Origin of the sequence: Bradyrhizobium uaiense (genome assembly GCF_010811875.1) — a bacterium.
Classification (GTDB): Bacteria; Pseudomonadota; Alphaproteobacteria; order Rhizobiales; family Xanthobacteraceae; genus Bradyrhizobium; species Bradyrhizobium uaiense.
On record NZ_VKHP01000078.1, the window covers coordinates 20,782 to 34,534 of the forward strand.

The window sequence follows — 13,753 nt, forward strand, 5'->3', positions numbered from 1 at the left end:
GTCCCCCTCTTTGGAACCAGCCGATCAAGCCGATGTTAGCCATATCGTCGCGGTCCAGTCACATTCCCTGCCTACCGCGGTCCAGCCGGGCATGAATCATGCCTGTTCGGAATAACCATGAAGACGGACGACGCTGGCGCAGCCATGCCGCGCGGCCTAGTCTCGCGCTGGCAGGAGATTTGTCGTGTTGGATAGCTGGATGGGCCGAGGCCACAAGAGCTCCGACGGCCCCGACAAGGTAGGACTTGGACCGGTTCGCCGGCCGGTGATCGGGCTTGCGCTCGGCGGCGGCGCGGCGCGCGGCTTTGCCCATATCGGCATCATCAAGACCCTGCTCGCCCATGGCATCGTCCCCAATGTCGTCGTCGGCACCTCGATCGGGTCCGTGGTCGGCGGCGCCTATGCGGCCGGCCATATCGACAAGCTGGAACAGTGGGCCCGCAGCCTGCAGCCGCGCAGCGTGCTCGGCTACCTCGACATCCGCCTCAACGGCTCCGGCCTGATCCGCGGCGCCAAGCTCGCCGCCGAGATCGAGGCGGCGCTGGGCCAGGTCATGATCGAGGACCTCACCGTCAAGTTCGCCAGCGTCGCAACCGAAGTCCGCACCGGGCACGAGATCTGGCTGACCCAGGGTCGCGTGGTCGACGCCATGCGCGCCTCCTACGCCCTGCCCGGCATCTTCGCGCCGGTGCTGATCGGCGACCGCTGGCTGGTCGACGGCGCGCTGGTCAACCCGGTGCCGGTTTCGGCCGCGCGCGCGCTCGGCGCCGAGATCGTCATTGCGGCGAACCTCTCAAGCGACGTATTCGCGCACTCGACCACGATCTACAATCACGGCCCGTCGGCCGCGCCCGAGGTGACGGTCGCGGTGACCGCCGAGGCGGAGATCGAGCCGGAGCCACCGAAGCGCCGGTTCGGCCGCTTCTTCTCCGCCGAACGCACCGTGAAGCGGGAGTTTTTCGGCAGCGCCAGCCGGCCCGGAATCTCCAGCGTCATGGTCGACGCCTTCAATATCATGCAGGACCGCATCACCCGCGCACGCCTCGCCGGCGATCCGCCTGATATGCTGATCTCGCCGCGGGTCGGTCAGATCGGCTGGTTCGACTTCCACCGCGCCGACGACCTGATCGCACACGGCATCCGCGCGGCCGAACGCGCCATCGGCGCGATCGAGGAAGCGATCGATGTCCTGGCGCCGCCGTCGACCGGCGCAGGCACCGCCGGAAAGTAGCGCTCAGGCGGTCTTGATGTAGTCGCGCAGCGCCTCCTGCTCGCGCTCATATTCCTGCACGCGGCGCTTGACGATGTCGCCGATCGAGATCAGCCCGACCACCTTGCCGTCCTCGACGACAGGAAGGTGGCGGAATTTTCCCGTGGTCATCATCTCCATGATGCCGCTGACCGTATCGGTCTCGCGACAGCTCACGACTTTCTTGGTCATGACCGCGCTGACCGGTTCGTCCAGCGCGCCCGCGCCGCGTTCGCTGAGCACGCGCACGATGTCGCGCTCCGACAGGATGCCTTCCATGCGGCCCTGCTCCATCACCAGCACCGCACCGATCTTGCGTTCGCCGAGCAGCTTGACCGCGGCCGAGAGCTTCGCGTCGGGCGCGACGCTCATGACCTGATGGCCCTTTGCATCGAGAATGGAACGTACCGTCATTGTCGGCCTCCCTGAATCCGTTCGTGCCCCGCTTGAGCGGAGCCGAGCCTGTTCGCCAGAGTCTTCAATCAACAGTTCCGCGCCGATTTCGGTTCCGGGGCGCGGTCAGTAGCTGGGCTCGATTTTGTCGGCCCGCTTTGTTTCTGCGTCGCAAAGATGATGGAGGAATTCGAACCGAGCCGCAAGCGGCGATCAGACGCGCCCCGACTGATCGACCGATGACGCATCTGCAGCATCGTCCCGCGTGCGCCGGATCGGATCGAACAACGAGAACAGCAGCAACCCGGCGAGGAAGCCGCCGATATGAGCCTGCCAGGCGACGATCGTGTCCTCACCGCCGAGCGACAGCGACGTGGCGCCGAACAGGATATTGACGCCGAACCAGATCGCCAGGAAGCCGAGCACCCGTCCGTTGCGCAGCGCCCGCCACAGCGACAGCGCAGGCACCTTGGCGGCCGCCTCGGCGTCGCCCCGGTTGAACGACAGGAAGCTGCCCTTCACGAAGGCGAAGCGGATCGCCGCCGCCATCGTCCCCGACACCGAAGCCGAAGCGCCGATCATCGGCGCGATCGCGTGCTCATGGGTCAACAGATGTGCGAGCGCACCGGCGGCCGCCGTCACCGCCATGAAGACAAAGAAGCGAACCGCGCCGAAGCGGCGTGCCAGCGCACTGCCGAACGGCAACAGCCACAGCACGTTGAAGCCGATATGGGTGAGGTTGGCGTGCAGCAGCGAATAGGTGACGAAGGTCCAGACCTTGGCACCGTCCCCGCCCGGAAAGGTGATGTCGAGCAGCGTCGAATCGTAGCGCTTCGGGATGAAGCCGAAGACGTCGATGGTCCAGTTCTCCATCTCCGGTGGCAGCAGCACCCGCAGATGGATCACCGCGATCAGCACGACGTAGGCGGTGAGCGCCGGCGGCAAGGTCAGGATCGGCTCGCGTGGCGCCTCCGGCGGCGGCGCGAGCGGGGATTCAGGATGGGAGTCCAAGGGGGTCAGCGACCTCGAATACGGCTGTGAATCAGAGATAGGCGGCTTTCGCACCGCTGTGCAAGTGCACAATCCCGAAATCGGACAGCCGGCGTCGCGCGGCGCCGGAATCGACAGAAAGAAAAGGGAGGGCGCTGAGAACGCCCTCCCTGATCGGCTGGTCTTGTCGTGCCCCAGGAGGACCGGGAGACCATCCCCACCCCTCCCCGCACGATGACCAAACTGTTTGAAGCCACCTGTGTACCAACCGCGCCGGCGCTTGGGGCAGCCGACGTGAACGGGAACGCCTGGACCCTATTCGGACCCCGCGCCGGCGCCAAGGACATAGTTAAATTTACGTTAACAACACAAAGCTGCCGATAAGCCGCCCAAACCGCGGCCACGGCATGGACGCTGCACAGCCTTCCCTGCACAACAGAGAAGGGAAGGCGCCTGAGCAAAACCGGGACAGAAGTGTCCCGCCGAGACCGGCGCCGGGCAAGGTTCTTTAGATGAAACACAGCTCCAGCCGCGACTTCTTCGCCTATTGGAATGCGAAGCGCGGCGCCGCACGTGCACCTGACCGGAGTGAGTTCGAGCCGTCCGCGGTGCGCGAGTTGCTGTCCGACATCTTCGTGCTGTCCTATGACGGCGAGACCCGCTTTCCCTTCCGCGTCGCCGGCACCCGGACCTCCGCCCTGCTCGGCTGCGACCTCAAGAACCGCAGCTTCTCGGCCCTGTTCAGCGGCGAAAGCCGCGGCGAGATCGAAGACATCATCACCTGCGTCGTCGAAGAGACCCTGCCGGCCATCGCCGGCATCACCGCCACGACCGAAACCGGCTCCAAGGCGCACCTTGAATTGCTGCTGCTGCCCTTCACCGCCCGCGTCCATATGCCGGCGAGCCTCACCGGCCTGCTGGCCCCGTTCGAGGACGACGTCACCCGGCTGCACGACCTCGTGCTGACCTCGTGGCGTTATCTGCATCCCCAGGAACGGCTCGTCCCGCGGACCCTGCGCAAGCTCGCGATCGCGCGCGGCCTGATGGTCTACGAGGGCATCCGCTAGCCGCCCCGCCATGCCACGGGATGGCAGGAGCCGGTCGCTTGCACCGCGGGCCGCGGAACTCTATTAGCTGGTGCGCCGCCACAGCGGGGGTGACCCGCTCAATGCAGCTGCGGCGGGGCTCGGCATGTTTCGGAATTCGATCAGGCAGAGGATCGTCGGCATCGCCGCAGGACTGATCGTCCTCGCGGTGATCACCTCGCTGCTGTCCATGGTGATGGCAGGCCAGGTCGGCCATCTCCTGGACGAGCTCACCAATCGCTATATCCCCGCCTACGGCCATCTCGCCCGCGTCAACATCCGCTCGCTGGAGCGGTCCTTGGCGATGCGCCGGATGATGATGGCCAAGATGCAGGCGCCGGGCGAAGACGGCGGCTACGCGGCGGCGCGCAAGACCTTCGACGAGATCGAGCCGGCGATCAAGCGCGAGGCCGACGCCGCCCGCGTGCTGATCGATGCGATCATCGGCGATCCGTCGACGCCATCCGACAACGCCGCCCTCGGGCGGCTCGATGACCGCATCGACAATGCCGTCAACGACCTCCTGATGCGCCTGAACGCCGAGAACAAGACACTGCTCGAGCAACTCGATGCTCAGGAGTTCGCGGCCGCAAAAGCGACCACGCTCCGCGCCGACGTCCTGCGCGACGACTTCAGCAACAAGATCGAAGGCATCCGCGCCGACATGCTGGCCCAGGTCGCCTCGGCCTCGGCGAAGGTGATGAGTGCCCAGCAACGGGCGATCATCATCTCCGGCATCGTGACCGCGATCGCCGCGATCCTCGGCTTCGTGTTCGCAATGCTGGTCGGCAGCGGCATCACGCGCCCGGTGATGCGGCTGCTGGAGAGCACCCGCGAGGTCGAGGCGGGCCGCCTCGACGGCGCCATCGCCATCACGACCCAGGACGAGATCGGGCAGCTCTCCGCCGCCTTCAACCGCATGATCGAGACGCTGCGGCACAACCAGCGCATCCGCGAGACGTTCGGCCGCTACATCAATCCGCGGATCGCCGAGGGACTGCTCGAGCAGCCGGCGGTCGCCGCCACCGAAGGACAGCGCCGGATCATGACGGTGATGTTTTGCGACATGAAGGGCTTCACCAGCCTGAGCGAAGGCGTGACGCCGCGCGGCCTCGTCAAGATCATGAACCTCTATCTGTCGACCATGTCCGCGCCGGTCCATGCGCATCGCGGCATCATCGACAAATACATCGGCGACGCCATCATGGCCTATTGGGGTCCCCCCTTCGTCGAGGAGGCCGAGCAGACCCATCTGGCGGCGCTTGCCGCCATCGACATGATCGGCCAGGTCAACCAGCTGCGCAAGGATCTGCCCGAGCTGCTCGGCGTGCGCGCGATCCCGGCCGACTGCGACATCAGGATCGGGATCGCCACCGGCGAGGCGCTGGTCGGCAGCATCGGCTCCGAATTCATGATGAGCTACACCGTGCTCGGCGATACCGTGAACCTCGCCTCGCGGCTGGAGGGCGCCAACAAGTTCTACGGCAGCCGCAGCCTGATCTCGGAGGCCACCGCCAGCGCCTGCGCCGCGTCCATCGAGCTGCGCGAGATCGACCGCCTCGTCGTCGTCGGCCAGACCCAGCCGGTCGCCGTGTTCGAGATCATCGGCAAGAAGGACGAACTGACGCCGGCGCAGGCCGAGTTGCGGCAGCATTATGCGGACGGTCTCGCCGCCTATCGTGCGCAGCGCTGGGACGACGCCGAGCAAGCCTTCGCCGCGGCGCTGGCTGCGGCGCCGGGCGACGGCCCGTCGATCGCCATGAAAGCGCGCGTCGCGAGCTTCAGGCAGAATCCGCCGGCGGCGGATTGGGACGGCGCCTGGCACCTGGAGCAGAAATAGCGCCGCGCGAGTCGTCGCTTACAGTTGCGCCTCGATCGCCAACTTATCGATCACTGACCAGACCTCCACGATCTTGCCGTCACGGAATTCATAGAACACGTTCTCGGTAAACGAGACGCGCCTGCCATCGACATCGAGGCCGAGGAAACTTCCCTTCGGCGAACAGTCGAACGCCAGCCGGCTCGCGACACGTGACGCATCCGCAATCAACAGCACGACGTCAAAGCGAAGGTCGGGGATGTCGCGGAAATCCTGCTCCAGCATCGCACGATAGCCTGACAGCCCGAGCCGCCGGCCGTTGTAGGACACGTCGTCGCCGACGAATTGGCCAAGCTGGGGCCAGTCCTGCCGGTTCAGACAGGTGACGTAGTTCCGGTAGATCTCGGCGAGGTCCGTTTTCACCATCGCTTGTCCTTGTCGCTGCGCGCCAGACAGACACTGAAGATATGCTTGCGATTCTAACATCGATGTTAGTTTTCGGCTCCATCGTTCGATAGCGCGAACAAAACGGCGCACACGCGCAAGCTCGAGGTCCGGAAGCGACAGTGCGATTGCCGCATCGGCAACAATTTTTCAGAACGCGCGGAATGTCTCCCGCGACCGGGAGTTAGTGCTTCAGACTAACGACTGTCCATGTCTACTCGGGAGGTGCGCATGATCAAGTCATCGATGAAGCTCGCAATGCTTGCGGCAGTTCTGACAGCGCCGATCATCCTGTCCCCACACCAGGCCGCCCTCGCCGCCGGCGGAGGCGGTGGTGGCGGCGGAGGAGCAGGCGGCGGAGAACTCTATGGGTCGAGCTATAGCACCCCCGCGCCGGCCTATCCCCAGCAGAAGGACAGAAAGACCACGCACAGGGTGAAGAAGCCGATCAAGCAATCCGGCTTCGATGATCCGGCCTTCCGCGATAGCTATCGCGCGGCCTATGCGACGATCTACGAACGCAACGACTACGCCGCCGCTATCGATCAGCTGCATGCGCTCGGCCGCGACGATCATCCGAACGTCGCCAATCTGATCGGCTACTCCTATCGCAAGCTCGGCGACTACAAGCAGTCGCAGGTCTGGTACGAGCGCGCGCTGAAGGCTGATCCGAACCATGTCCTGACCTGGAACTATTACGGCCTGTGGCAGATCGAACAAGGCAACCGCGATGCCGCGCAGTATCACCTGAGCCGGATCGCCGCGATCTGCGGGACCGACTGCGAGGAATATCGCTCGCTGGCGGCGGCGCTGGAGAAGCCGCCGGGGACGAGCCTGGTCTACTGAGCGAGCTTGCGGCCCGCATGCGCGAAAGCGATATGCGGGGGAAAGGCCGGGCCCGGATGTCGTTGTCGCTCGTCCGGGCTGCGCCTTTGGGCCGCGCTTGTCGCTTGCCCTCGGTTCGATCTGGATGTTCGCAGAGGCCGCGCCGTGAGGGCCGAGGCTCCAAAAAGCCAATTCGATGCGTTGCGCTCCCCATTGTCATCTGTTTGTCATGAATTGTGCCGACACGTCAGCGCCGGACCAGTTCGGGGACACGCATGGACTATTTCAAACGCTTCAACTTCCTGTTCGCCGCGCCGGTTTTCGAGGCCGACGACCTCGAAGGCATCCGATTCAACCAGATCATCGCCGAAATCGAGCGTTCCGGCTTCGAGGTGGTCCGCGCCCGCAAGCTGGAAGATGCCGAGATCGCGGTGCAGACGGATGCTGCGATCGGCTGCATGGTGGTCGACTGGGGCAAGAAGGGTCTTGAGGGCAAGACCGCGGCGCTGATCAACCTGATGCGCCGGCGGGGGCTGGACTTCCCGATCCTGCTGCTGATCCGGCGCAAGCGGTTCGAGGACCTGCCGGTCGAGGTGCTCGATTTCATCGACGGCTACGTGTTCCTCTCCGAGGAAACCCCGTCCTTCATCGCCAAGAACCTGATCTCCAGGCTGAAGCAATATGCCGAGAACCTGAAGACGCCGTTCTTCGGCGCGCTGGTCGACTATGCCGAGGAAGGCAACCAGCTCTGGACCTGCCCGGGCCACAATGGCGGCGTGTTCTACAGCCGCAGCCCGATCGGCCGGGTGTTCGTCGAGCATCTCGGCGAAGCCGTGTTCCGCGACGACCTCGACAATTCCGTGCTCGACCTCGGCGACCTCCTCACCCATGAGGGGCCGGCGCTGCGGGCGCAGAAGGAAGCGGCGAAGATTTTCGGCGCCGAGAAGACCTATTTCGTGCTCAACGGCACCTCGACCTCCAACAAGGTTGCGCTCGGCTCGCTGGTCACCGATGGCGACCTCGTGCTGTTCGACCGCAACAATCACAAGGCGGCCCATCACGGCGCGCTGCTGATCGGCGGCGGCATCCCGGTCTATGTGCCGACCGTGCGCAACGCCTGGGGCCTGATCGGCCCGATGCGCTGGGACCTGCTCGATGAGGGCGCACTGCGTGACCACATCCGCAAGCACCCGCTGGTCAAGGACGAGAACGCCTGGAAGAAGGAGCGCCCGTTCCGCGTCGCCGTGGTCGAGCAGTGCACCTATGACGGCACCATCCACTCCGCCGAAATGATCCTGAAGCGGATCGGCCATCTCTGCGACTACATCCTGTTCGACGAGGCCTGGGCGGGCTTCATGAAGTTCCACCCGATCTATGCCGGCCGGTTCGCGATGGGGCTCGCCAATCTCGGCCCCGAGGCGCCCGGCATCATCGCGACGCAATCGACCCACAAGCAGCTCGCGAGCTTCTCGCAGGCCTCGCAGATCCACATCCGCGACCGCCACATCAAGGGCCAGAAGCGCCGGGTCGAGCACCGCCGCTTCAACGAAAGCTTCATGCAGCACGCCTCGACCTCGCCGTTCTACCCGATCTTCGCCTCGCTCGACGTCGGCGCCCAGATGATGAAGGGCCGCTCCGGCGAAGTCTTGTGGGACGACACGATCCGGCTCGGCATCGAGCTGCGCAAGAAGATCCGCGCCGTCAAACGCGAGTTCGAGGAGAAGGAAACGCGCGCGGAGCGGCGCTGGTTCTTCGAGCCGTTCGTGCCGGACCGCGTGATGATTCCGGACGTCGCCCGCGAAGGCGGCGTGCACAACGTCGCCTGGGAGACGATCTCGACCGATCAGCTCGCGACCAATCCGTCCTACTGGCAGCTCAGTCCGGGCCAGACCTGGCATGGCTTCCCCGAGCTGACGGAAGGCTTCGCCATGACCGACCCGAACAAGCTCACTCTGCTGACGCCGGGCTTCGATCACGCCACCGGCGCCTATGCCGATCACGGCATCCCCGCGCCCGTGGTGGCGCAATATCTGCGCGAGAACCAGATCGTCGCCGAGAAGAACGACCTCAACTCCCTGCTGTTCCTGCTGACACCAGGCGTCGAGGCCAGCAAGGCCGGCACGCTGGTGTCCGGGCTCGTCGCCTTCAAGAAGCTGCACGACGACAACGCGCTGGTCGAGGACGTCATCCCCGAATTCTTCCGCCGCCGCCCGCAGCGCTACACCGGGGTGCGGCTGCGCGACCTCTGCGGGGACATGCACCGCTTCTTCCGCGACGGCGGCGTCAGCACGCTGCAGGCCAAGCAATTCCTGCCCGAGCATCTGCCGGAGATCGCGATGTCGCCGCGCCAGGCGGCGCAATATCTGATCCGCAACGACGTCGACTATCTGCCGATCGACCAGATCTTCGGTCGCATCGCCGTGACGCCGTTCGTGGTCTATCCGCCCGGCATCGCGACCATCGTGCCCGGCGAACGGCTGTCGGAACGCAGCAAGCCGATGATCGATTATCTCAAGATGTTCGAGGCGAGCTTCAACGCCTTCCCCGGCTTCGAGGTCGAGGTCCAGGGCATCTACAAGGAGATCGACGAGGCCGGCCGCATCCGCTTCTACACCTATGTCGTGTCCGAATAGGCGAACGGACGCAACACAATGGAGAATGATCACAAGGTCACCGTCCGTCCTTCGCGCGACAGCGACGTCGATGCGATGCTGTCGATCTATCGCCACCACATCCGCCACGGCATCGAGGAGAGCGTCGACGACAGCGGCACGCCGGAGCCCGACGACCTGCGCGACCGCCGCAAGAACCTGCGCAACACCCGCCTGCCCCATCTGGTCGCGGTGTGCGACGGCGAGGTGGTCGGCTACGCCTATGTCGTCCAGTACCGCAAGCGCCCGGCCTATCGCTACACGGTGAAGCATTCGATCTATATTCACCACCGCTTCACCGGCAAGGGCGTCGGCGGCCGGCTGTTGCAGGAGCTGGTCGACACTTGCGCGGCAACCGGCTTCCGCCAGATGATCGGCTACATCGACAGCGATAATTCCGCATCGCTTGCGCTGCACGAGCGTTTCGGCTTCGCCCGCGTCGGCCATTTACCGGGTGTCGCCTACCGCTACGGCCACTGGTCCGATACCGTGATGGTGCAGCGCTCACTCGCCGCCGGCGCCACCACCCCGCCCCCGCCCGCGCCGCTGTCGCGGCGGTGACGGGGGCGGCCCTCCGCCTCCCGTCATTCCGGGGCTCGCGCAGCGAGAGCCCGGAATCCATTTCACCACACATTGTGCGGCCAAATGGATTCCGGGTTCGTGCTTCGCACGCCCCGGAATGACGACGGGGAGAAACAAGGTTCGCTTCAACGGCTCGGCCGTACGCCCAGCCTACTCCAGCGTGAAGCCGACCCGCAGCGTCACCTGGTAATGCGCGACCTTGCCGCCGTCGATATGGCCACGGGTCTGCACCACCTCGAACCATTTCATTTCCCGGATCGTCTTCGACGCGCGGCTGACCGCGTTCTCGATCGCCGCCTCGATGCTCTTGTCCGATGATCCGACCAGTTCGAGGATCTTGTAGACGTGATCCTTGTCGTGGGTGGCAGGCATGTCGACCTCCTCTGTGGATGCGCGATCCGGACAATTTGCGGGTCAATCCGGACAGTCTTCGTCTGATGCAAACCGGCCGTCGTCGAACGAATGCTGCGCGGCAACACACCGATTGATTTGAATCAACGTGTTGCGGCGGCTTGGGTGCCACCATGCAGTTGATGCCAACCAAGAAGCCGCCTTGTCCGCGCCTTGACCTATGGTAGCATGGTTTGGTCCAGTATTCGGGAGCGATACGATGTCAACAACGTCCAGCTCACCCGCCACGCCGCCTCACAGCCTCGGATCCGGGCTTACCAGCCTTCGCTCCAAATGGGGCTGGATTGTCGCCCTGGGCGTGATCTACCTGATCGCCGGCGTGCTCGCCTTCGGCAGCGTGCTGTTCGCCACCGTCGTCAGCGTGCTGTTCGTCGGCGCCATGATGATCGTCGCGGGCGCCGCCGAGATCGTGAACGCCTTCCAGTTCAAATCGTGGGGCAAGTTCCTGTTCTGGCTGCTGCTCGGCGCACTCTATGTCGTCGCGGGCTTCATCACCTTCGAGAACCCCCTGCTCGCCGCGGCGACGCTGACGCTGTTCCTCGGCATCGCTCTCGTCGTCTCCGGCATCGTCCGCATCTTCCTCGCCTTCGGCATGACCTCGGAAGCGCCGTGGGGAGTGGTCGCGATATCAGGCCTGATCACGCTCGTGCTGGGCGCCATGATCCTGGCGCACTGGCCGGTATCCAGCCTTTACGTGCTCGGCATCTTCCTCAGCGTCGACCTGATCTGCGCCGGGGTGAGCTGGATCAGCATGGGCATGGCGCTGAAGCGCAAGGTGTAATTCGGAAGCCGCAGTCGGACCGGCCGGCGCGGCCCAACGCCCGGCGCGGCAAAAAAGGGCGCGAGCCCTCGTGCCTTCACGTTGTCGTGTCCCCATCGCCAAATCGCGATTTCCCTCTCGAACCCACTTCCATCCGGCCCCGTCCAATCGGCGAGCGGGCCATTCCGGTATCGCCGAACCGAAGGATGGAATTTCCAATGTCGATGCGATCGAGATTTTCGTCAGCAACATTGTTCACCGTCGCGAGCACCACCACGTTCGCGGCAACCACGGTGCTGGCCACGACGGCGCTGACGACCACCGCGGCCCATGCATTTCAGCCGCGCATCGTTCCGCCCTGCAGCTTCTTCCTGTACACGGAAGGATGCGGGCAGCCCGTCCCGCAGGCCGATCCGGGCCGTGCGCGCAACCGCGACATCTCGCCCGCCTACATGAAACAGTCCGATCCGCGCTACAATCAAGGCCTGCTGAACGCAGGCGGAGGTGGCGGAGGCGGCGGTGGCGGCGGTCGTTAGCGAGCGAGGGCGGGTTACGTCAGTGCTAACCCGCCCGACAGAGCGAACCCTTTTGACGTCGCCTCAGGGCTGCGCGAGGTGCCAGGCGCCATTAAGGAAGCCGTCCCCGGTGATGTCGCCGGCCTTCTGGTCCTTGGCGAAGGTATAGAGCGGCTTGCCCTTGTAGGCCCACTGCTTCGAACCGTCGTCACGGGAGATGATGGTGTAGCCGCCTTCGGCCTTGTCGCTGGCTTCCGCCTTCAGCACCGGCCAGTTCGTCGCACACGGGCCGTTGCAGGCCGACTTGCCGTCGGCGTCCTTGTCAAAGGTGTAGAGCGTCATCCCCTTGCTGTCGGTGAGGACGGAGCCCTTCGCCGTCGTGCCGGTCTTGGTCGGCGGCGCCGCAAAGGCTGTTGATGCGAACGCAAACGATACGGCGGTGGCGAGCGCGAACGAGATCGATGTCTTCATGATGTCTCCTTTCGAATGCAAACGGCTTGCATGCGTAGGACGCGCGAAGCCGCCCGCTATTCCCGCGGAGAAGCGGAAAGAATTTCCGGAACATCGATCAATGCGAGGGGAATAAAGCCGGAGGCGCGCGCCGATACCGCAGCTAAACTAGGGCTTCGGCTTCTTGTTTGACGCGTTTTCCTCACGCGAACCGGCATCCACTTCGCTCGAAAACACTCTATCGCCTGATTTCCTCTGCCGCGCGCACCAGCGGGCGGTCGGAGAGCTGGATCGGGCCGGAGAACGGCGTGCTCATTTCGAGGATCAAATAGATCGCGGCCGCGACCAGCGCCGCCGCGGCGACATAGGTCGAGATAACGACCGCGTTGCGCGGCGCGCGAAAGCCCAGGGTTGCGAACATCAGCGTCAGCCACCCGACCAGGATGCAGATCAGCGGCGACGGAAACGAACCGTCGGACTGCTCGACAAAGGTCCAGCGCTGCTGCACCGCCTGGCGGTAGAGCGACCGGGCGTCGTTCCACAGCGCGACCTTCTGCTCGTCGTCGAACCGCAGCTCGCGGAGGCTGGTGCCGACCTCGTCGAGCAGATGTTCGGACACCTCGTTCGCCCGCGAGATCGGAACATCCTTGAGCACCTGCTCGACATAGGCGAGCAGCCGCTTGCGCGGCTCGTCGGCGCTGGGACCCAGCGGCCGCAGGCTGCGGTCGAGCAGAATGAGGTCGGTGGCGAAGACATGCAAATTGCGGTCGACAGCCACATAGGTATTGGCCGAGTTGTTCATCATCAGGCCGAGCAGCAGCGACGGCATGGTGAAGAACAGCGTCGCGACCAGGCGTACCGAGGTATTGGTCTCGTCGCTGCGTTGATGGTCGGCGAACCGGACATGGATCGCCATGGTCGCCAGCGCGGCGCCGCTCAACAGGATGAAGATCAGGAGGGCGACGACGAATGCGACCACGGCTTGCGAAGACCTGCGAGAGAATCAGGCGGGCAGGATAGCAAGTGCAGCGCAGCGGCGCATGTCCGGTTGACTAGCCCTCCCCACGCGCTATCCAGTCCGGACCGGCTATTTGGCGCGCCGCGCGTGCCCTGGGAGAGAACCACGTGCATTTTGTCGACGACAACGAGGTCAACCGCGTCCTGACCTTCCCGATCCTGATCGCGGCGATCGAGGCCGCGCACCGGCGGCCCAAGATCGCAGTCCGCGACGGTTATCTCGGCGACGACAAGGGCCAGCAGCTGGTGACGCGTAGCGCCGTCGATGCCGGCCGCTTCATGATGACCAAGCTGTACACCAGCTTTCCGGGCAACCTTACGGACGGCAAGCTGCCGGCGGTGCAGGCGGTCTGCGTGCTGTTCGACGGCAATAACGGACAGCCGCTGGCGGTGATGGATGCCGCCGAGATCACCCATTGGAAGACCGCAGCGGACTCCGCGCTTGGCGCAAAATATCTGGCGCGGCCGGATGCCGAGACGCTGCTGGTGGTCGGCGCCGGCGAGATGGCACGCTGGTTGGTGCGCGGCCACCGCACGGTGCGGCCATCGCTGAAGCGGGTGC

Annotated in this window: 14 protein-coding genes and 1 pseudogene; 9 read left to right on the top strand and 6 right to left on the bottom strand. The window is 64.9% G+C overall.

Going from position 1 to position 13,753, the window contains the following annotated elements; genetic code table 11:
* The first annotated feature begins 184 nt into the window (after nt 1–184).
* Entirely contained in the window at nt 185–1,231 is a 1,047-nt protein-coding gene (locus FNJ47_RS19800; protein ID WP_347341690.1) for a patatin-like phospholipase family protein, read from the top strand.
* Nucleotides 1,232–1,234: 3 nt separating this feature from the next.
* Here the strand turns inward: FNJ47_RS19800 and FNJ47_RS19805 are convergent, their stop codons facing one another.
* Complete coding sequence (locus FNJ47_RS19805; RefSeq protein WP_163156016.1) at nt 1,235–1,663, bottom strand: CBS domain-containing protein; 429 nt, start codon at nt 1,661–1,663, stop codon at nt 1,235–1,237.
* A gap of 192 nt (nt 1,664–1,855) precedes the next feature.
* A complete protein-coding gene (locus tag FNJ47_RS19810; RefSeq protein WP_163156018.1) occupies nt 1,856–2,653 on the bottom strand; it encodes a rhomboid family intramembrane serine protease in 798 nt (265 codons plus the stop codon).
* Between the two features lie 491 nt (nt 2,654–3,144).
* Here FNJ47_RS19810 and FNJ47_RS19815 point away from each other — a divergent pair, with 491 nt between their 5' ends.
* Both FNJ47_RS19815 and FNJ47_RS19820 read left to right on the top strand, forming a co-directional pair.
* Complete coding sequence (locus FNJ47_RS19815) at nt 3,145–3,699, top strand: PAS domain-containing protein (RefSeq protein ID WP_163156020.1); 555 nt, start codon at nt 3,145–3,147, stop codon at nt 3,697–3,699.
* A gap of 124 nt (nt 3,700–3,823) precedes the next feature.
* A complete protein-coding gene (locus FNJ47_RS19820) occupies nt 3,824–5,557 on the top strand; it encodes an adenylate/guanylate cyclase domain-containing protein (RefSeq protein WP_163156022.1) in 1,734 nt (577 codons plus the stop codon).
* 18 nt (nt 5,558–5,575) lie between these two features.
* On the opposite strand, the gene FNJ47_RS19825 is transcribed toward FNJ47_RS19820, so the two are convergent.
* A complete protein-coding gene (locus FNJ47_RS19825) occupies nt 5,576–5,962 on the bottom strand; it encodes an ester cyclase (protein ID WP_163156024.1) in 387 nt (128 codons plus the stop codon).
* Between the two features lie 249 nt (nt 5,963–6,211).
* On the opposite strand from FNJ47_RS19825, the gene FNJ47_RS19830 reads away from it, so the two are divergent.
* The 3 genes from FNJ47_RS19830 (at nt 6,212) to FNJ47_RS19840 (ending at nt 10,017) form a co-directional block, all read left to right on the top strand.
* Nucleotides 6,212–6,826: a tetratricopeptide repeat protein gene (locus FNJ47_RS19830; protein WP_235999990.1), complete on the top strand. Its 615-nt coding sequence runs from the start codon at nt 6,212–6,214 to the stop codon at nt 6,824–6,826.
* 254 nt (nt 6,827–7,080) lie between these two features.
* A complete protein-coding gene (locus FNJ47_RS19835; protein ID WP_163156026.1) occupies nt 7,081–9,438 on the top strand; it encodes an Orn/Lys/Arg family decarboxylase in 2,358 nt (785 codons plus the stop codon).
* An 18-nt stretch (nt 9,439–9,456) separates the two neighbouring features.
* A complete protein-coding gene (locus tag FNJ47_RS19840; protein ID WP_163156028.1) occupies nt 9,457–10,017 on the top strand; it encodes a GNAT family N-acetyltransferase in 561 nt (186 codons plus the stop codon).
* A gap of 171 nt (nt 10,018–10,188) precedes the next feature.
* Here FNJ47_RS19840 and FNJ47_RS19845 read toward each other — a convergent pair whose 3' ends face one another.
* Nucleotides 10,189–10,410 carry a dodecin gene (locus FNJ47_RS19845; protein WP_163156030.1) on the bottom strand — a complete coding sequence of 74 codons (222 nt, stop codon included), beginning with the start codon at nt 10,408–10,410 and terminating at the stop codon, nt 10,189–10,191.
* Nucleotides 10,411–10,648: 238 nt separating this feature from the next.
* On the opposite strand from FNJ47_RS19845, the gene FNJ47_RS19850 reads away from it, so the two are divergent.
* On the top strand, nt 10,649–11,230 hold the full coding sequence (locus tag FNJ47_RS19850) for an HdeD family acid-resistance protein (protein WP_165445764.1): 582 nt from the start codon (nt 10,649–10,651) through the stop codon (nt 11,228–11,230).
* 197 nt (nt 11,231–11,427) lie between these two features.
* Complete coding sequence (locus tag FNJ47_RS19855) at nt 11,428–11,745, top strand: hypothetical protein (RefSeq protein ID WP_163155990.1); 318 nt, start codon at nt 11,428–11,430, stop codon at nt 11,743–11,745.
* A 63-nt stretch (nt 11,746–11,808) separates the two neighbouring features.
* Here the strand turns inward: FNJ47_RS19855 and FNJ47_RS19860 are convergent, their stop codons facing one another.
* Nucleotides 11,809–12,195 carry a COG4315 family predicted lipoprotein gene (locus FNJ47_RS19860; RefSeq protein ID WP_165445765.1) on the bottom strand — a complete coding sequence of 129 codons (387 nt, stop codon included), beginning with the start codon at nt 12,193–12,195 and terminating at the stop codon, nt 11,809–11,811.
* Nucleotides 12,196–12,412: 217 nt separating this feature from the next.
* Nucleotides 12,413–13,153 carry a bestrophin-like domain gene (locus tag FNJ47_RS19865; protein ID WP_163156031.1) on the bottom strand — a complete coding sequence of 247 codons (741 nt, stop codon included), beginning with the start codon at nt 13,151–13,153 and terminating at the stop codon, nt 12,413–12,415.
* Nucleotides 13,154–13,299: 146 nt separating this feature from the next.
* Between FNJ47_RS19865 and FNJ47_RS19870 the strand changes: the two are divergent.
* A pseudogene (locus FNJ47_RS19870) lies at nt 13,300–13,753 on the top strand (dehydrogenase); the annotation flags it as partial.